The following is a 16876-nucleotide window of genomic DNA, read 5'->3' as shown; positions in this document are numbered from 1 at the left end:
CTTCCCCCAAGGGGGAAGGACACGCTGCCCCGACGCGTCCGCGCGCTCTCCACGGTCGATGAAGAGCGCGACGGTCTCCCCTCCCCCTTGGGGGAGGGGCCGGGGGTGGGGGTGGTGCAGGAGGCACCGTAACGCCAATGCCTGCACGATCCCCATCCGTCTCCGGTCGCTGACGCGCCCGGAGCCACCTTCCCCCAAGGGGGAAGGACAAGAGAAGCCTTCGACAACGCCATCGACCGCCACCCACACCGGAGAACCCCATGCGCCTTCTCGTGCGCGCCTATGACGGTCTCGTCTCGCTGATGGCGCTCGTCGCGGCGGGGATGCTCGTCTGGTTGATGGTCTCGATCCTGGTCTCGGTGACCATGCGCAATCTCGGCCTGCAGCCGATGGCGTGGCTGTTCACCTCCTCCGAATACGCGCTCCTCTACATGACGATGCTCGGCGCGCCCTGGCTCGTGCGCCGCAAGGGGCACGTCCATATCGAGCTCGTCACGGCCGCGCTCCCGCCGCGCGCGCGTCGGCTGCTGAGCCGCGCGGTCTCGCTCGGCTGCGTGATCGTCTGCGCGATCCTGACCTGGAAGGGCATCGATCTCGTGCAGACGAACATCGCGCGCATGGATTTCGACGTGCGGGCCTATTTCTTCCCCCGCTGGCTCCTCACCATCGCCTTCCCAATCAGCTTCGGGCTGATGGCGATCGAGTTCGCGCGCTTCGCCTTCGGCCGCGAGCTCCTCCACAGCGGCGAGGCGGGGATCCACGAGTGATGGCCTGGTTCGAAGCGCTCGGGCTGCTGCTGGGCATCATCGTCGTCCTGATGGCGGTCGGCATGCCGGTCGCGATCGCCTTCCTCGCGGCGAACCTCGCCGGCGCCTGGATCTTCATGGGCGGCGAGCGCGGCGTCACGCTGATGCTCAACAACGGCCTCGGCGCGCTCACCAGCTTCGCCCTCGTGCCGATCCCGCTCTTCCTCCTGATGGGAGAGCTGTTCTTCCACACCGGCCTCGGCAAGCGGATGTTCAACGCGATCGACGGGCTCTTGGGCCGCCTGCCCGGTCGCCTCTCCTACGTCACCGTGCTCGGCGGCACCGGCTTCTCGACCCTGTCCGGCTCCTCGATGGGCGCGACCGCCCTTCTCGGCTCGCTGATGGTGCCGGAGATGACGAAGCGCGGCTATTCGCGGGCGATGTCCATCGGACCGATCCTCGGCACGGGCGGGCTCGCGATCATCATCCCGCCCTCCGCGCTGGCCGTCCTGCTCGCGACGCTCGCGCGCGTCGACATCGGCGCGCTGCTCGTCGCCGGCATCGTCCCGGGCCTGCTTCTCGCCTGCCTCTACATCCTCACGATCTTCCTCTACACGAAGCTCGACCCCAAATGCGCCCCCGCCTACGACGTCGAGCCGCTCTCGGCGCGCGAGAAGACGCGCCTCGTCGTGCGCGACGTGCTGCCGATGGTCGGCGTCATGGTCGTGATCGTCGCCATGATGATGGGCGGGATCGCGACCCCCTCCGAGGCCGCCGCCTTCGGCGCGCTCGGCGTGATCGTCCTCGCCGCCGCCTTCCGCTGCCTGACCTGGGAGGCGATCCGGCGCTCGATCGAGGGCGCGCTCAGGGTCACGCTGATGGCCTATCTGATCGTGTTCGGCTCGGCCACGTTCAGCCAGCTGATGGCCTTCTCGGGCGCCTCGCGCGGGCTGATCGCCTGGGCGACGGGGTTCGATCTCGATCCCGTCCTCATGCTTCTCGCGATGTTCGCGGTGCTCCTCGTGCTCGGCATGTTCATGGAGCAGATCTCCATGATGCTGCTCACCGTGCCGATCTTCTTCCCGCTGGCGATCAGCCTCGGCTTCGACCCCGTCTGGTTCGCGCTGATCATGCTGCTCGCCCTCGAGATCAGCTTCACGACCCCGCCTTTCGGGCTCCTCCTCTTCGTCATGAAGGGGGTCGCGCCGCCCGACACCACGATGCGCGACATCTACGTCGCCGCCTTCCCCTTCATCGGCTGCTCGCTGGTGCTCGTCGCGCTGCTGATCCTGTTTCCGCAGATCGCGCTGTGGCTGCCGCGGGGGTTCTGAGGCTGACCGCACTAGACCATCCGTCGCGTTTCGCCCCGCGCCCCCCTGAGCTATAAGCCCGAGCGGGCATGCCCGGGCAGGAGGGTCGGATGATCGGACGGTTGAACCACGTGGCGATCGCGGTGCGCGACATGGCGGCGGCGAGCGCGGTCTATCGCGACACGCTGGGCGCGCAGGTGTCGGAGGCGACGCCGCAGCCCGACCACGGCGTCTCGACCGTGTTCATCACGCTGCCCAACACCAAGATCGAGCTGCTCGAGCCGCTCGGCACCGAGAGCCCGATCGCCAAGTTCCTCGACCGCAATCCCGACGGCGGCATCCACCACATCTGCTACGAGGTCGACGACATCCTCGCCGCGCGCGACCGCCTCGTGGCGCAGGGCGCGCGGGTGCTCGGCTCGGGCGAGCCGAAGATCGGCGCCCACGGCAAGCCGGTGCTCTTCCTGCACCCGAAGGATTTCTGCGGCACCCTCGTCGAGCTGGAGCAGGCCTGAGCGATGAAGGCAGTCAAGGCGATCAAGGATCTCTCGGCCTCGCTCCCCGCGAGCGTGGCGGTCATCGTCGCGCTGATCGTGGGCGCGATCCTGGTGGGGCTCGTCCTGTTCGACGTCGGGATCGGCGGCGGGCTCGCGTTCTATTTCGTGGTGTGGTGGATCATGCTGTTCGCGGTCCTGCCCTTCGGCATCCGCTCGCAGCACGAGGAGGGCGACGTCGTCGCCGGCACCGAACCGGGCGCGCCCGCGGCTCCGGGCCTCGTCGAGAAGGCGATCTGGACGACGATCGTCGCCGGCATCGTCTACCTGATCGCGCTCTCGCTTCTCCCTCTCGCCGGTCTCGCCTGATCGGCGCGGGCGTCGCGCACGGCCTCGATGTCCTCCTCGCTCGCGGCGACGGGGGCGGCCTCGGGCGGGAGCGGTTTCGCCGGCGGGCCGTTCGCGATCAGACGCGCGCCGCGGCGATAGGTGGCGTAGCTCCACAGCCAGGTCATGCCGACGACGATCCGCGCGCGCAGGCCGATGAGGAAATAGACGTGGGCGAGGCTCCAGGCGAGCCAGCCGAGAAAGCCCGTCAGCTCGAGCCGCCCGCGCTTCACCACGGCCGCCTTGCGCCCGATGGTCGCGAGATCGCCCTCGTGGCGGTAGCGGAACGGGCCCGGCGGCGGCGCGCCCTTCGCGCGGGCCGCGAGGACCCGCGCGACATAGGCGCCCATCTGCTTGGCGGCGGGCGCGATGCCCGGCACGGGCTTGCCGTTCTCCTGGAGGATATGGGCCGTGTCGCCGATCGCGAAGATCTCGGGGTGGCCGGGCACCGTCAGGTCCGCCTCGACCTCGAGGCGGCCCGCGCGATCGGCTTTGCCGCCCACCCATTCGGCCGCCGGAGAGGCGCGCACGCCGGCGCCCCAGACGATGGTGCGCGCCTCGATGCGCCCCGTCTTCGTGTCGACGCCGCCCTCGTCGCAGCCGGTGACGGGCGTGTCCGTCATCACCTCGACACCCATCTTCCGCAGCGCGCGGGCGGCGTAATCGGAGAGGTTCTCGGGAAAGCCACCGAGCACGCGCGGGCCCGCCTCGACGAGCACCACCCGCGCCTTCCGCGGGTCGATGCGCCGGAAATCGCGGGTGAGCGCCTTCTTGGCGACCTCGGCGATGGCGCCGGCCATCTCGACGCCCGTCGGCCCGCCGCCCACCACCACGAAGGTGAGCTGGCGCGCGCGCTCGAGCGGATCGTCGGTGTATTCGGCGCGCTCGAAGGCGATCAGGATGTCGCGGCGGATGGCGGCGGCGTCCTCGATCGTCTTGAGCCCCGGCGCGGCCTTCGCCCATTCGTCGTTGCCGAAATAGGCGTGGGTCGCCCCGGTCGCGAGGACGAGATCGTCGAAGGGGATCGCGCGCACGCCCGCATGGACCACGCGGCCGACGACGTCGATGCCGTCGACGTCGGCCATCAGGGTCGTCACGTTGTCCTGGTTGCGCAGGATCGACCGGATCGGCCAGGCGATGTCGGCCGGCGAGAGGGCGGCGGTCGCGACCTGGTAGAGGAGCGGCTGGAAGCAATGGTGGTTGTGGCGGTCGACGAGGGTGATCGCGACCGGCGCGCGCTCGAGCGAGCGCACGACCTCGAGCCCGCCGAACCCGGCCCCGACCACCACCACCCGTCTCTGCCGCGCATCCGTCATGACAGGCGAACCGCACGGATCGACGACTGGTTCCGGAGGGTCGGTGCGGCGGAATGGGCGGGCGGGTGGTGGCCGAGGCCCCCTAACCCTCAGCGTTGTCATCCCGGGCCGCGAAGCGGACCCGGGACCCATGCGCTCCGACGATCGTTCGAGCGCGCATGCCGCGCTCGTTTCGGACCCGTGGAGCACTTTTCGTCGGAGAGACGCAGCCTATAGGCTGCGACTGGCACGTCGTGGTTCTGGGTCCCGGATCGCCTTCGGCGTCCGGGATGACACCACAACGTAAGATTCTCGAGAACTGAAGGGATGGACTTGGGAGCGCCTTCGACGCGACCCTCACGCCCCCATCTCCCACGCCCCCTCGACGTGCCGCGGCCAGCGTCCGCGGCCGACGAAGACGGCGTCGAGGCGCAGCGACCAGCCGGCCTGGGCCCAGGGATTGCGCACGAGCCAATGGTTGACCGCGCGCGCGATGCGGCGGCGCTTCTCGGCGGTGATCGCGAGCTCGGCGTCGTCGAGATGGGCGCGCGCCTTGACCTCGACGAAGGCGACGACGTCGCCGCGGCGCACGACGAGATCGATCTCCCCGCCCGGCGCCCTGTAGCGCCGCGCGACCGGGCGCCAGCCGCGCAGCATCAGGGCGAGCAGCGCGATCCATTCCGCCCGCGCCCCGCGCGAGAGGGCGAGGCGACGATCGGCTCGGGAGCGCTGCGCGCGCGGCGTGCGGAACGGTTGCATGGCGGCGAGCATCGCCCGCCGCACGCGTCCCCGCCATCCGGATCAACCCGCGGACGGCACCGCCGCAGCGCGTTTTCAGCGCGTCTGCGGCACCGGCGCGGCGGATTGGAGGAGCGTCACGAGCGCGACGGGGAGCGGCAGCGCGACGGGAGACGTCACCTGCATGCGCACCGAGCCCTCGCGCTCGAGGATCTCGAGCACGCCCGCCGCCTGGGCGAGCGCGAGCTGCAAGGCCATGCCGCGCATGCCGCCGCCGCCGTCGCCCGCGCCGCCGATCGCCGAGCGCAGACGCGCCACGATGCGCTCGCCGGTCTCCTCGGCGAGGATCGAATCGAGCCCGCGATCGACGAAATCGAGCCGGATCGTGCGCACCGTGGTCTCGAGCGCGAGCGCCATCGCGGCATCGCGCCCGCCGCCGGCGACCTTCGCGAGACCGCCTTCGGGGAGGGTCGCGTCGAGGGCCGCCGCGCCGGTCGCGAGACCGGGCACGCGCGAATCCGCATCGACGACGAGCTCGCGCCCGTTCAGCGAGGCGCTGATGTCGACATCCGCCGGGACGTGGGGCCGATCGAGGAGCGGCCGGCCGTCGCCGCTCTGCGTCTGCGCCTCGCGCGCGGCCATCCGCATCGCGGTCTCGAGCGGCGTGCCGGCGGCGATGTTGGGCGTCGTCGCCGCCTCGCGCAGCGCGACCGCGACTCGCGTCGCCCCGTCCTCCGCGAGCTCGCCCTCGACGGAGGCGCGCCCGATCAGCGCACGAACCGGCTCGGCGCCGGCCTCACGCCCGGTGACGGTGAGATCGAAGCCCTCGACGACGAGCGAGAGCGTCCCGCTCGCCGCCCCGTCGCTGGTGCCGAGCGCGCGCAGCATCGCCTCCTGGACGAGGCCCATGACCGGGCTCTCGCCGGTCAGCCGTGCCTCGAGCCGCTCGAGGGTGAAGCCCGCCTCGCCGGCGAACACGGTCTGGCCGACGACCCGCTCGGCGGTGACGCCGTCGATCACGAGCGTCGGGTTCGCGCGGCCGGAGGCCGCGATGCCGTCGAGCGCCAGCCACTCGCCGCGCATCGTCGACTGGAAGCGCCCGGTGCGCCCGTCGCCGCGCTCGCGGGTGTGGCGCACGGTCTCGATCGTGAAGCCGGCGAGCCGCACGGTCCCCGCCGCGGCGTCCGCCTCCTCGCCCTCGGGCGCCTCGCCGGAGAGGATGTGGCCGAGCGCGCCGAGCGCCTCGCGGCTCATATGCGCGCGGCGCGCGGCGACGGTGCCGTTCGAATTCTCGAGCCGCAGGCCCTCGAGAACGACGTCGTCGCCGACGACGTGGAGCGCCTGAGCGGTCACGGTCGAGGCGCGCCAGGGCAGAACGAGGCGCAGGTCGGTCGCGCTCGCGCTCGTCTCGAGCACGCCCTGGCCGCGCAGCTCCGGCACGGTCCCCTCGCCGCGCGCGTCGGACCATTCCGCCTGCGCGAAGAGCGGGTGGGCGGCGCGCAGCGCCTCCTCGATCGTCTCGTTGTCGGCGAGCGCAGGCAGGGGAGCGATCGCGACGATCGCGGCGAGCGCGAAGGCGCGCGTGGAGAAGGTGTGCGAGAGCATGTGTCAGTTCGATCCCAATGATGTCGGCGGCAGCTCGCTCCAATAGACCTCGCCCGGAGCCCGCGGAACCCCGTCGAGGGGCGGCGGTCGGAAGAAGCCGGCGGGCGCGCGCCGTTGCTGGGGCTGGGGTTGTGGCTGCGTCTGCCAGGACCCGTACTGGTCCTGCCCGCCGCCGCCGGCCCAGGCCTCCATGTCCTCGTCGATGTAGAAGTCTCCGAGCGCGTCGGCGGCGCTGCGGTCGAAGGGCGTCGTCTCGATGCGCTCGCGGGAGATGCCGTCGGCCTGGAGCGCGCGGACGAAGGCGGCGGCGATGGGGGCGGCGGTCGAGCCGCCGGTCGCGCGGCCCGGCAGCGGCCGGTCGTCGTCGCGCCCCACCCAGACCGCGAAGGCGACGTCGCCGGTGCGGCCGATGAACCAGACGTCGCGGTGGCTCTGGCTCGTCCCGGTCTTGCCCACGACGCCCGGAGGTCCGTTGGCGAAGGTGCGGGCGGCGGTGCCGCGGGTGACGACGCCGCGCAGCATCCGCTCGAGATCCTCGAGATGGCTGCGGCTCGTCAGGTCGCTGCGGCGCGGATCGAGCGCGGCGGTCGCGAGCGCCATGCGGAAGGGCGTCGTCTCGGCGGCGCCGATCGAGGCGGAGAGGAAGCCGATATTGCGCGCGTCCTCGGGATAGGCGCCCGAGCGCACGTACATCGCGCGCATGTTCTCGACGCCGACGTCCCAGGCGAGGCGCGCGGCGACCATGTTGAGGCTCTGCTCGAGCGCTGTGAACAGGGGCACATGCCCCATGCTGCGCCCGCCGTAATTCTCCGGCGCCCAGAAGCCGGTGCCGCTGCGGAAGGTGGCGGGGGCGTCGAGCGCGATCGTGCCCGGCCCGAACCCGGCCTCGAGACCCGCGAGCCACAGGAAGGGCTTGATCGCGGAGCCGGGCTGGCGGCGGGCGCGGGTGCGGTCGAACTCGCTCGCCCAGCTCGAGATGCCGCCGACGGAGGCGATCGTCTCGCCGGTCGCGACGTCGATGGCGACGACGGCGCCCTGGACGCGCGGACGGCCGCGCAGGGAGCCGTCCGGCCAGAGCACGTAGACGTCGCCGTCCTGGGCGCCGCGCGGCGGGCGCACGTCCGTCGGCTCGCCCTCGGTCGCCGGATCGAGCACGAGCGCGCCGCCGACGACGATCGCGTGGCGCGCGCCCTGCGGAAGGCGCTGCGCGAGCCGCCGCGCCTCGTCCCAGGCCTCGAGCGGGATCGAGCGCGCATTCGTGCCCGAGGGCAGCTCGACGCCGCCGAGCGGATCGTACCCGACCTGGCGGTTGAGCGCCGCGAGACCTTCCGAGAGCGCCGCCTGGGCATGATGCTGGGCGTCGCGCCGGATCGTCGAGCGGAACCCGCCTTCGGCGGCGAGCCGGATCGTGTCGCGCGGGCTGACGAAGCGGCGCGCATCCGACCAGGCCCAGAATTCCGGATCCTCGAAGGGGATTCCGGTCTCCGGCGGCGGCGGCGGCGGGGCGGTGACGAGCGGCTCGGCGATCGCCTCCTCGAGCTGCGCCTGCGTGATGAAGCCGACGCGCTCCATGCGCGAGAGCACGTGGTCGCGCCGCGCCTTCGCGCGGGCGCGGTTGCGCATGGGGTCGAGCCGCGAGGGCGCCTGCAGCACGCCCGCGATGAAGGCGTTCTCGGAGAGGGTGAGCTGGTCCCAGTCCCGGCCGAACCAGTTCTGCGCCGCGAGCGCGGCCCCTTCGGCGCGCCGCCCGAAGAACACGGCGTTGGCGTAGGATTCGAGGATCTCGTCCTTCGTCAGGAGGCTCTCGGTAACGACGGCGGAGACCACCTCCTCGAGCTTGCGGTCGAGGCTGCGGCGCGCGCCGGTGACGGCGTTCTTGGCGAGCTGCTGGGTCAGCGTCGAGCCGCCGCCGGCATTGGGCACGCGCTGGAGCGTTCCGATCGCCGCGCGGCCGAGGCCGACGGGGTCGACGCCCATATGCTCCTCGAATTGCGAATCCTCCACCGCGATCAGCGCCTGCACGAAGGCGTCCGGCAGATCCTCGCGCGCGATCGTCGGCCGATCGATGCCCAGCCGCCCGATCGGCTCGCCGCCAGCGTAGAAGACTTCGGTCGAGGCGCTCGCGCCCGCTTCCTCGCTCCCGTGGAGCGCGATCGCCGGAGCGCTTTCGAACGGGCCGACGGGACCCGCCACGATGGGGCTCGCGAGCGCCACCATGGCGGCGAAGACGGCGAATGCGTCGGACATCGTTCTCTCCGGCTACCGATCGGACAGGTCACGCCTGCCGAAGAGAAACGGAGCAGGTGCGGTTCCGGTTCGCAGGCGTTGCAATTTGCTCACCCCTTAACCCGAATCGGTGAATCAATCCATTCTGGAGGCGATCGGCCGCTCGGTCGAGACGCAGCGCCGATTCAGCTGCAGGCCCCGACCCCTGACAGCGAAAAGGGGCGACCCTGGGGCCGCCCCTCGCTCTGATCCGATCTTTTCGATGGCGAAACGAGGCGACTTACGCCTCCTCCTCCTCGATCACGGCGCCGGTGCGGGCATCGACGCGCACGCGATACTCGGAATCGTCGCGCTCGGCGGTCGCCGTGTAGAACTCGCCCTCGCGCTCGATGTCGGAGACCTCCGAGAAACCCTCCTCCTCGAGGACGTAGGCGATCTGGTCCTCGTTGAGCCGCTCGGGCTCGACGATCACGCCGCTGACGCCGTCGATGCGCAGGTCGACGTCCTCGCCGTACCAGGTGGCGGAGGCCGTGTAGAAGCCGTCGTCGCCGCGCTCCAGATCTTCGACGTCGGTGACGCCGCGCGCCTCGAGCAGCTCGCGGACGCGCTCCTCGTCGATCGTCGCCTGCGTGTCGATCTGCGGCGCGGCCTCGATCGTGGCGGGCGGCATGCGCTCGAGCGGCATCACGGTGCCCGGCTGCTGCATGCCCGGCGCCTGCCCGGCCCCGGCCTCGCCCGTCGTCCCGACCTGCGCGATGGCGGCAGGAGCGGCGCCGATCATCAGCGCGGCGGACAGTGCAATGAGCGTCTTCTTCTGCATGATTTCCCTCGTTCTGTCGTCTTGTTCCAATATAGCGGCGTCGAAGACATGACTTTCGCCACGGCGTCTTGCCGCTCTCGACACTGCCAATGCATGCGGAGGGACGTGGTTCCAAAAACTAATCTTCGGAAAAGATGATGATGCTGTTCTTATTTCATGAGAATGGCAGCGTTTCCTGCGCCACGTCTCGGCCGCTCAATACGGCGCGCCGCTCCGTCCGCTCTAGCCACGGGCCGGGGCGATGCACTAGGAGTGGGGCCACGTCAGGAGTGGGACCTTGGAGCCGCAGGCCGTGCTGATCGCGGGCCCGACCGCGTCGGGCAAGTCCGCCCTCGCCCTCTCGCTCGCCGAGCGGGTCGGCGGCGTCGTGATCGATGCCGATTCCATGCAGGTCTATCGCGACCTGCGCGTCCTCACCGCCCGCCCCTCGCCCGAGGAGGAGGCGCGCGTGCCGCACGATCTCTACGGCTTCGTCGACGGGGCGGAGAACTATTCCGTCGCCCGCTACGTCGAGGACGCCCGCGCCGCGATCGCCCGTGCGCGCGAGACGGGGCGCCTGCCGATCCTGTGCGGCGGGACGGGGCTCTATTTCAAGGCGCTCACCCACGGCCTGTCCGACATTCCGCCCGTGCCGGAGGCGGTGCGTGCGCGCGTGCGGGCGGCATGCGAGGGGATCGAGACGCCCGCCCTCCACGCGCGCCTCGCGGCGCAGGACCCCCTCGCCGCGGCGCGGCTGCGCCCATCGGACCGGCTGCGGGTGATGCGCGCGCTGGAGGTCTTTGCGGCGACGGGGCGCTCGCTCCTCTCCTTCCACGGCGAGCGCGTGCCGGGTCCGCTCGCGGACGCGCCGCTCGTGCGCCTCTTCCTCGCCCCCGCTCGCGAGAGCGTGCGCGCGCGCATCGATGCCCGCTTCCTCGCCATGATGGAGGCCGGCGCTCTCGACGAGGTCCGCGCGCTCGCCGCCCGCGGGCTCGACCCGATGCTGCCGGTGATGCGCGCCCATGGCGTGCCGGGGCTGATCGCCCATCTCGAGGGCCGCGCCACGATCGAGGAGGCGATCGCCCGCGGGCAGGCGGACACCCGCGCCTATGCCAAGCGCCAGGCGACCTTCTTCCGCAACACGCTGCCGGAATTCCCCTGGATCGCGCCCGAAGCCGCGGAGGACTGGCTGCGGGAGCGGGTCGGGGCGCGCTGAGCCGGCGCGACCGCCGCGTCAGCGCTTCGTGCGCTTCGTCGCCTTCGCCCCCCTCCCCTGCCCCTTCGGCAGGGCCTGGCGGATCTCGTCGAGCGCGGCGAAGGGGTCGCGGTCGAGGTGGCGCAGGCGCGTCGGCACGGTCTCGACCGTGAAATGATCGGGCGGGATCGCCTCGGTGAGCTCGCTCCAGTCGAGCGGGGTGGCGACCGGAGCGCCGGGGCGGGCGCGGGGGGAATAGGGGGCGATGGCGGTCGCGCCGCGACCGTTGCGCAGGTAGTCGACGAAGATGCGCCCCACCCGCGCCTTCTTGGCCAGCGTGTCCGTGAAACGATCCGGGCTGTCCGCCGCCATCGCGGCGGCGACGCCGGCGCAGAACGCCTTCGCCTCCTCCCAGGAGGCGCTCGGCGCGATCGGCACGACGACGTGCAGACCCTTGCCGCCGGTCGTCTTCACGAAGCTCTCGAGCCCCATCTCGGCGAGCCGCGCGCGCACCTCGCGGGCCGCCTCGATCACCTGCGCGTAGCCCACCCGCTCCCCCGGATCGAGATCGAAGACGAGGCGATCCGGGCGCTCGACGTCGTCGAGCCGCGAGCCCCAGGGGTGGATCTCGAGCGTGCCGGCCTGGACGAGCGAGACGAGCCCGCGCAGGTTCTCGATGGCGATGACGGTCTCCTTGCCGAGATCGACCGTCAGCACCGCCTCGTCGAGCCCGGCGAAGGGGTGCTTGGCGTAAAAGCAGGTCTTCTCCGCGCCCGACGGGCAGCGCACGAGCGAGAGCGGCCGGCCGGCGATGTGGGGCAGGACCGCGTCGGCGATCTCGGCATAGTAATCCGCGAGCCCGAGCTTGGTGACGCCCTGCCCCTCCCAGAGCACCCGATCGGGATTGGAGAGCGTGATGCCGGCGACCGTGCCGGGCGTCTCGTCGGCCATCGTCGTCTCCTGCGGGCGCGCGTCGGAGGCCGTCTCGCGGCCGACCGCGCGCGGGTCCATGTCCTCGCGCAGGCCCTTGAACGAGGCGTGGCGCAGATAGCCCTCCCCGGTCCAGCCGCGGAAGGCGATCTCGGCCACCCGCTCGGGCCTGGCGAAGCGTACGCCCCGCGCCTCCGGCCTCGGCAGCGGTCGCGCGAAGGGCGAAGCCTCGGCGGCGATCGCGGTCAGCTCGTCGTGGAGCATGCGCGCGCTCGCCTCGTCGAAGCCGGTGCCGACGCGTCCGACGGGGACGAGGTCGTCGCCCTCGTACACGCCGAGCACGAGCGCCCCCACCGCCTTCTTGCGGCTCGTCGCCGGAACGAAGCCCGCGACCACGAAATCCTGCCGCGCGACGCATTTCGCCTTGCGCCAGGCGTCCCCGCGACCCGACCGATAGGGCGCGTCCGCGCGCTTCGAGACGATCCCCTCGAGGCCGATCCGGCAGGCGTGGCGCAGCATGCCGGGGCCGTCGTCGAGGATGTGGTCGGAGAAGCGCAGCCGCCCGCCCGCGGGCACGTCGTCGAGGAGGAGGGCGAGGAGGCGCTTGCGCTCGAGGAGCGGGAGAGCGGTCAGATCCTGCCCGTCGAGATGCAGGAGATCGAAGGCGTGGTAGACGATCGCGCCCGTGTCCCCGCTCTTCAACGCCGCCTGCAGGCCTGCGAAATCGGAGACGCCGCCCTTGTCCTCGACGACGCCCTCCCCGTCGATCAGCGCGCTGCGGGCGGGCAGCGCGGCGAGCGTCTCGGCGAGGGGCGCGAAACGGTCGGTCCAATCGTGGCCGTTGCGGGTGAGGAGGCGCGCGCGCCCGTCCTCGACGCGTGCCTGGAGGCGATAGCCGTCGAACTTGATCTCGTGGATCCAGCGTGCGCCGGACGGCGGCGTCTCGACGAGGCTCGCGAGCGCCGGGGGCACGAAAGCGGGCAGCGCGGCCTTCTTGGCGCCGGGGATCGCCGCGGGCTTCGCGACCGCCCGGCGGGCCGGCGCGCGCACGAGCTTCGGCTTCTCCTGCGCGCTCGCCCCCTCCCCGCCCGCGAGGAGCCCCTCGACGGTGAGGCCCGACACGAGCGAGGTCGTGTGCTCTTCGAGCACGTCCGGCTCCCCCGCCGCGCGGGCGCCCTCGTCGTCGGATTTCAGGAGGAGCCAGTTCTCCTTCGTCGAGGCTGTCTTCCCCTTGGCGCCCTTGGTGCGCACGAGGTGGAAGCGGCCCGACAGCCGCTCTCCGGAGAGCGCGATCGTGAGCTTGCCCTTCGCGAGCCCCGCCTCGATCTCGCCCTCGGGCGCGAAGGTGCCGCGGTCCCACACGATCATCGCGCCCCCGCCATAGGCGCCCTGCGGGATCACGCCCTCGAAGGCGAGATAATCGAGCGGGTGGTCCTCGGTGCGTACCGCGAGCCGCTTCTCGCCGGGCACGAGGCTCGGCCCGCGCGTGACGGCGAAGGAGAGGAGGATTCCGGCGTGCTCCAGCCTCAGATCGTAATGGAGGCGCCGGGCGGCGTGCTTGTGGACGACGAAGCGCGGAGCCGCGCGGGGTTTCGCCGCGACGCGGCCGCGGGGCTCGGGCGTGCGCGCGAAGTCGCGCTTCTCCTGGTAGCGCGCGAGGCGCGACGTCTGCGGCGCCTCGGGCGCGGCCTTGCGGGCGCGCGCCACGGATCAGCCCGCCTTGCGCTTCGGTGCGCTCTTCGCGGGGGCCTTGGAGGCGCCCTTCGAAGCCGTCTTGCCCTTCGAGGCGGGCGGCTTCCCCCCTTCGCCGCTCTTCCCCTTCGCGGGCGCCTTCGCCGCGGCGGCTTTGGGCTCGGCGGCCTTGCGGCGGGCGGAGGAGGCTGCGCGGGCGGGCTTCGTGGCCGGGATCTCCTCGTCCTTCTCCGGCCCGGTCTTCTCGGCGGCGAGCGAGCGCTTGAGCGCGTCCATCAGGTTGACGACGTTCGAGGGGCGCGGCGCGTCGGGCTTGGGCGCCTCGCGCCCGCCGCTCGCCTTGGCCTGGAGCATGTCGACGAGCGCCTTCTCGTAGCGATCCTCGAAGGTCTCGGGCTCGAAATGGCCGGCCTTCGTGTCGACGATGTGCATGGCGAGATCGCGCACCTCGCGCGGGTAGTCGACCTTCGGGATCTCGTCGAAGACGGTGCCCTCGTCGCGGATCTCGTTCGCGTAATGCAGGGTCGTGCCGATCAGCCCGTTCTCGAGCGGCTCGATCAGGAGGAGCCGCTCGCGCCGTGCCATCACGACGCGCCCGATCGCGGCCATCTTCTTCTCGCGCACCGCGTCGCGGATGACGGCATAGGCCTCCTGCGCCACCGCGTCGTCGGGGGCGAGGTAATAGGGCGTGTCGAGATAGCGCTCGTCGACCTCCGAGCGCGGCACGAAGGTCTCGATGTCGATCGTGTGGGTCGATTCGAGCTTGAGAGCCTCGATCTCCTCGTCCTCGACGAGGACGAACTCGTTCTTGGCCACCGGATAGCCCTTGACCTGGTCCTCGCTCTCGACCGGCTCCTCGGTCACGCTGTCGACGAACTGGCGCTTCACGCGGTTGCCGGTCTTGCGGTTGAGCGTGTTGAAGCGCACCCGGCTCGACGAGCTGGCGGCCGGGTAGAGGGCGACCGCGCAGGAGACGAGCGACAATTTCAGATAGCCTTTCCAGATCGCACGCGCCGCCATCACCGCCACCTCGCTCTCGCCATCGCAAAAAACGCTTGACATCGTCGGGCTTAGGCTTCGCCCGGATGATTCGAACGCGGCGTCTCACGAGTCGTTCCGGCGGGCGGAACCCTCCGCCGCGCCTCGTCGTAGGCCCCTCGATCCCGCCTCGACGGAGGCGCATCGACGAAGGAGGACCCTCATGCGAACGAAGCTCCTGCACGAGGATGCGGGCCTGCGCACCTATGCCCTCGTGCTCGATCGCGGCGACGAGGTGGCGGACTGTCTGAAGCATTTCGCCGCCGCCGAGCGCGTCACCGGCGCCCGCGTGAGCGCGATCGGCGCCTTCGAGCGCGCGACCATGGCGTTCTACGATTGGGAGACGAAAGATTACGTCGACATCCCGGTCGACGAACAGGTCGAGGTCGCCTCCCTGAACGGCGACATCGGCGTGGAGGAGGACGGGAGCCCCGCGCTCCACCTGCATGCGGTCCTCGGCCGCCGCGACGGCTCGGCGATCGCCGCCCATCTGAAGACCGGCACCGTGCGCCCGACCCTCGAGATCGTTCTCACCGAGACGCCCGCGCATCTGCGGCGCGTGAAGGACGCGCAGACGGGGCTCACCCTGATCCGGCTGGACAGGTGATCGCCGGGGCGGGGGCGGCTCCGATCTCGGCGCGTCGCGGAGATCGGAGGGGCCCTCCTGCCCGTCAGGCCCGCGAGCGGCCGCGGATCATGCCCCAGATCCACAGGAACACGACGGCGCCGATGATCGCCGTGATGATCGTGGCGAGGTTGAAGCCCTGGGCGTATTCGAAGCCCAGAATGGTCGAGATGATGAAGCCGCCGACGAACGCGCCGATGACGCCCACCACGAGATTGGTGAGAAGGCCGTGATCGCGGCCCATGATCTTTTCGGCGATGAAGCCGGCGATGAGGCCGACGACGATCCAGGCGATGATGCTCATGAGATTTTCCTCTTCCCGATAGGTGTCGCCGCGACAACGGCGCGGATGCGTCATCGGTTCGCCCGGTTCGCGACGCGCGGGCAGGCGTCGGCGCTTTCGGGTGTCGCGGCGGCGCGCGATCGCTTAGGACTCGGACGGTCGAGGAGAGGCCGGGAGGAACCCTGATGCTGGAGATCGCCCGCGAGGTGGCCGCCGAGGAGGCGCGCGGCGCGTCGTCGCCGCTCGATCTGTGCGCCGATTACGACGTGGTGCGCCGGATCGTGGCCTATATCTCGACCCATTGGCGCCGCCAGCCCTCGATCGAGGAGATCGCGGCCCATGTCGGGCTCTCGGCGAGCCACGTGCACCACCTCTTCCGCCGCTGGGCGGGGCTCTCGCCCAAGGCCTTCCTGCAGGCGATCACGCTCGACCACGCGAAGGCGCTGCTCGGCGATCAGGCGAGCCTGCTCGACGCCGCCTACGAGGTCGGACTGTCGGGCCCCGCGCGGCTGCACGATCTGTTCGTGACGCACGAAGCGATGACCCCCGGCGACTTCAAGGCCAAGGGTGCGGGCCTCACGCTGGCCTACGGCTTCCACCCCTCCCCCTTCGGCGAGGCGATCGTCGTCGCCACCCCGCGCGGCCTCGCCGGGCTCGGCTTCGTCGAGGACGGGGACCGGGACGCCGCGCTCGCGGACATGGTCCGCCGCTGGCCGCGCGCGATCTACGTCGAGGACGCGGCGGCGACGGCGCCCTACGCCTCGCGCGTGTTCGAGCCGCAGCGCTGGCGCGCCGACGCGCCGCTGCGGGTCGTCCTGATCGGCACCGATTTCGAGGTGCGCGTCTGGCGCACGCTGCTCGGCGTGCCCTTCGGCCGCGCGACGACCTATTCCGCCGTCGCCGAGCGCATCGGCGCGCCGAAGGCAGCGCGGGCGGTCGGCGCGGCGGTGGGGCGCAACCCGATCTCCTTCGTCGTCCCCTGCCACCGCGTGCTCGGCCGCGGCGGCGCGCTCACCGGCTACCATTGGGGCCTCACCCGCAAGCAGGCTATTTTGGGCTGGGAGGCGGGGCGGATCGGCGGGGGGTGAGAGTGTGCGTGTCTTCCGAAGGTTGTCATCCCGGGCCGCGAAGCGGACCCGGGACCCATACGCTCGACGACAGGTTCGAGCGCGCATGCCGCGCTCGCTCCGCGACCGTCGGGCAGCTTTGCTGGGAGAAACGCAGCCTACAGGCTGCGACTGGCTTGATGACACCGTCGTAGCTGCTCCACCGTGTCATCCCCGGCCGGAGCACGCGTAGCGTGCGCAGGGGAAGGGGACCCAGCGCGAAGACGTGTGCGGAGCACACTATCGTGCCGCCGACCAGGCGGCTCGTCGCCGCCATAAGCGCTTGCTCCGCAAGCAATTTTCATGCTGGGTCCCCTTGTAATAGCGAACCCTGATATGACGGTCCTGCTCTTCGGGGCGCCGGGGCCCGGGGGGGCCCCCCCCGCCCCGCGGCCCGCGCGGGGGGC

15 protein-coding genes are annotated in these 16876 nt (G+C 71.5%); 7 read left to right on the top strand and 8 right to left on the bottom strand.

The genetic code is table 11. The annotated features are described in order from the left end of the window. Window positions 1-260 precede the first annotated feature (260 nt). From ACK4UM_RS19610 to ACK4UM_RS19595, 4 genes are all read left to right on the top strand, one after another. Window positions 261-767: a TRAP transporter small permease gene (locus tag ACK4UM_RS19610; RefSeq protein ID WP_409802529.1), complete on the top strand. Its 507-nt coding sequence runs from the start codon at window positions 261-263 to the stop codon at window positions 765-767. Next, entirely contained in the window at window positions 767-2077 is a 1311-nt protein-coding gene (locus tag ACK4UM_RS19605; protein WP_409802528.1) for a TRAP transporter large permease subunit, read from the top strand. Before ACK4UM_RS19610 ends, ACK4UM_RS19605 begins: the two co-directional genes overlap by 1 nt. An 89-nt stretch (window positions 2078-2166) precedes the next feature. After that, entirely contained in the window at window positions 2167-2571 is a 405-nt protein-coding gene (gene mce / locus ACK4UM_RS19600) for a methylmalonyl-CoA epimerase (protein WP_409802527.1), read from the top strand. 3 nt (window positions 2572-2574) lie between these two features. Next, complete coding sequence (locus ACK4UM_RS19595) at window positions 2575-2919, top strand: DUF1467 family protein (RefSeq protein ID WP_409802526.1); 345 nt, start codon at window positions 2575-2577, stop codon at window positions 2917-2919. Here the strand turns inward: ACK4UM_RS19595 and ACK4UM_RS19590 are convergent. The 5 genes from ACK4UM_RS19590 to ACK4UM_RS19570 form a co-directional block, all read right to left on the bottom strand. Further along, window positions 2874-4253, bottom strand: coding sequence for an NAD(P)/FAD-dependent oxidoreductase (locus ACK4UM_RS19590; RefSeq protein ID WP_409802525.1), 1380 nt, complete (start codon window positions 4251-4253; stop codon window positions 2874-2876). The genes ACK4UM_RS19595 and ACK4UM_RS19590 overlap by 46 nt on opposite strands. 336 nt (window positions 4254-4589) lie before the next feature. Continuing rightward, window positions 4590-4991, bottom strand: a complete 402-nt coding sequence (locus tag ACK4UM_RS19585) for a YraN family protein (protein WP_409802524.1) — start codon at window positions 4989-4991, stop codon at window positions 4590-4592. A gap of 75 nt (window positions 4992-5066) precedes the next feature. Next, on the bottom strand, window positions 5067-6575 hold the full coding sequence (locus ACK4UM_RS19580; RefSeq protein ID WP_409802523.1) for a hypothetical protein: 1509 nt from the start codon (window positions 6573-6575) through the stop codon (window positions 5067-5069). Between the two features lie 3 nt (window positions 6576-6578). After that, on the bottom strand, window positions 6579-8822 hold the full coding sequence (locus ACK4UM_RS19575) for a transglycosylase domain-containing protein (RefSeq protein WP_409802522.1): 2244 nt from the start codon (window positions 8820-8822) through the stop codon (window positions 6579-6581). 259 nt (window positions 8823-9081) lie between these two features. Next, a complete protein-coding gene (locus tag ACK4UM_RS19570; protein WP_409802521.1) occupies window positions 9082-9621 on the bottom strand; it encodes a hypothetical protein in 540 nt (179 codons plus the stop codon). Window positions 9622-9898: 277 nt separating this feature from the next. On the opposite strand from ACK4UM_RS19570, the gene miaA reads away from it, so the two are divergent. Then, window positions 9899-10816, top strand: coding sequence for a tRNA (adenosine(37)-N6)-dimethylallyltransferase MiaA (gene miaA / locus ACK4UM_RS19565; RefSeq protein WP_409802520.1), 918 nt, complete (start codon window positions 9899-9901; stop codon window positions 10814-10816). Window positions 10817-10834: 18 nt separating this feature from the next. Here miaA and ligD read toward each other — a convergent pair whose 3' ends face one another. Together ligD and ACK4UM_RS19555 are read right to left on the bottom strand one after the other, a co-directional pair. Beyond that, window positions 10835-13432, bottom strand: coding sequence for a DNA ligase D (gene ligD, locus ACK4UM_RS19560; RefSeq protein WP_409802519.1), 2598 nt, complete (start codon window positions 13430-13432; stop codon window positions 10835-10837). 3 nt (window positions 13433-13435) lie between these two features. Further along, window positions 13436-14437 (bottom strand): Ku protein, encoded by a 1002-nt coding sequence (locus ACK4UM_RS19555; RefSeq protein WP_409802518.1) that lies wholly within the window; start codon window positions 14435-14437, stop codon window positions 13436-13438. Between the two features lie 181 nt (window positions 14438-14618). On the opposite strand from ACK4UM_RS19555, the gene ACK4UM_RS19550 reads away from it, so the two are divergent. Next, window positions 14619-15062 (top strand): PPC domain-containing DNA-binding protein, encoded by a 444-nt coding sequence (locus ACK4UM_RS19550; protein WP_409802517.1) that lies wholly within the window; start codon window positions 14619-14621, stop codon window positions 15060-15062. Window positions 15063-15126: 64 nt separating this feature from the next. Here the strand turns inward: ACK4UM_RS19550 and ACK4UM_RS19545 are convergent, their stop codons facing one another. Further along, a complete protein-coding gene (locus ACK4UM_RS19545) occupies window positions 15127-15384 on the bottom strand; it encodes a GlsB/YeaQ/YmgE family stress response membrane protein (RefSeq protein ID WP_409802516.1) in 258 nt (85 codons plus the stop codon). 164 nt (window positions 15385-15548) lie between these two features. On the opposite strand from ACK4UM_RS19545, the gene ACK4UM_RS19540 reads away from it, so the two are divergent. Then, on the top strand, window positions 15549-16451 hold the full coding sequence (locus ACK4UM_RS19540) for a methylated-DNA--[protein]-cysteine S-methyltransferase (RefSeq protein WP_409802515.1): 903 nt from the start codon (window positions 15549-15551) through the stop codon (window positions 16449-16451). Window positions 16452-16876: the final 425 nt, after the last annotated feature.

This window comes from Salinarimonas sp. (assembly GCF_046292825.1).
Taxonomy (GTDB): domain Bacteria; phylum Pseudomonadota; class Alphaproteobacteria; order Rhizobiales; family Beijerinckiaceae; genus Salinarimonas.
This window is presented reverse-complemented; position numbering and strand designations above follow the sequence as displayed.

Bases quoted from the DNA above. Each gene is read 5' to 3' on its own strand.
- ACK4UM_RS19570 (WP_409802521.1), bottom strand. From the start codon at position 9,621: ATGCAGAAGAAGACGCTCATTGCACTGTCCGCCGCGCTGATGATCGGC.
- ACK4UM_RS19580 (WP_409802523.1), bottom strand. From the start codon at position 6,575: ATGCTCTCGCACACCTTCTCCACGCGCGCCTTCGCGCTCGCCGCGATC.
- ACK4UM_RS19610 (WP_409802529.1), top strand. From the start codon at position 261: ATGCGCCTTCTCGTGCGCGCCTATGACGGTCTCGTCTCGCTGATGGCG.
- ACK4UM_RS19555 (WP_409802518.1), bottom strand. From the start codon at position 14,437: ATGGCGGCGCGTGCGATCTGGAAAGGCTATCTGAAATTGTCGCTCGTC.
- ACK4UM_RS19605 (WP_409802528.1), top strand. From the start codon at position 767: ATGGCCTGGTTCGAAGCGCTCGGGCTGCTGCTGGGCATCATCGTCGTC.
- mce (WP_409802527.1), top strand. From the start codon at position 2,167: ATGATCGGACGGTTGAACCACGTGGCGATCGCGGTGCGCGACATGGCG.
- ACK4UM_RS19590 (WP_409802525.1), bottom strand. From the start codon at position 4,253: ATGACGGATGCGCGGCAGAGACGGGTGGTGGTGGTCGGGGCCGGGTTC.
- ACK4UM_RS19550 (WP_409802517.1), top strand. From the start codon at position 14,619: ATGCGAACGAAGCTCCTGCACGAGGATGCGGGCCTGCGCACCTATGCC.
- ACK4UM_RS19575 (WP_409802522.1), bottom strand. From the start codon at position 8,822: ATGTCCGACGCATTCGCCGTCTTCGCCGCCATGGTGGCGCTCGCGAGC.
- ACK4UM_RS19595 (WP_409802526.1), top strand. From the start codon at position 2,575: ATGAAGGCAGTCAAGGCGATCAAGGATCTCTCGGCCTCGCTCCCCGCG.
- ACK4UM_RS19540 (WP_409802515.1), top strand. From the start codon at position 15,549: ATGCTGGAGATCGCCCGCGAGGTGGCCGCCGAGGAGGCGCGCGGCGCG.
- ACK4UM_RS19545 (WP_409802516.1), bottom strand. From the start codon at position 15,384: ATGAGCATCATCGCCTGGATCGTCGTCGGCCTCATCGCCGGCTTCATC.
- ACK4UM_RS19585 (WP_409802524.1), bottom strand. From the start codon at position 4,991: ATGCAACCGTTCCGCACGCCGCGCGCGCAGCGCTCCCGAGCCGATCGT.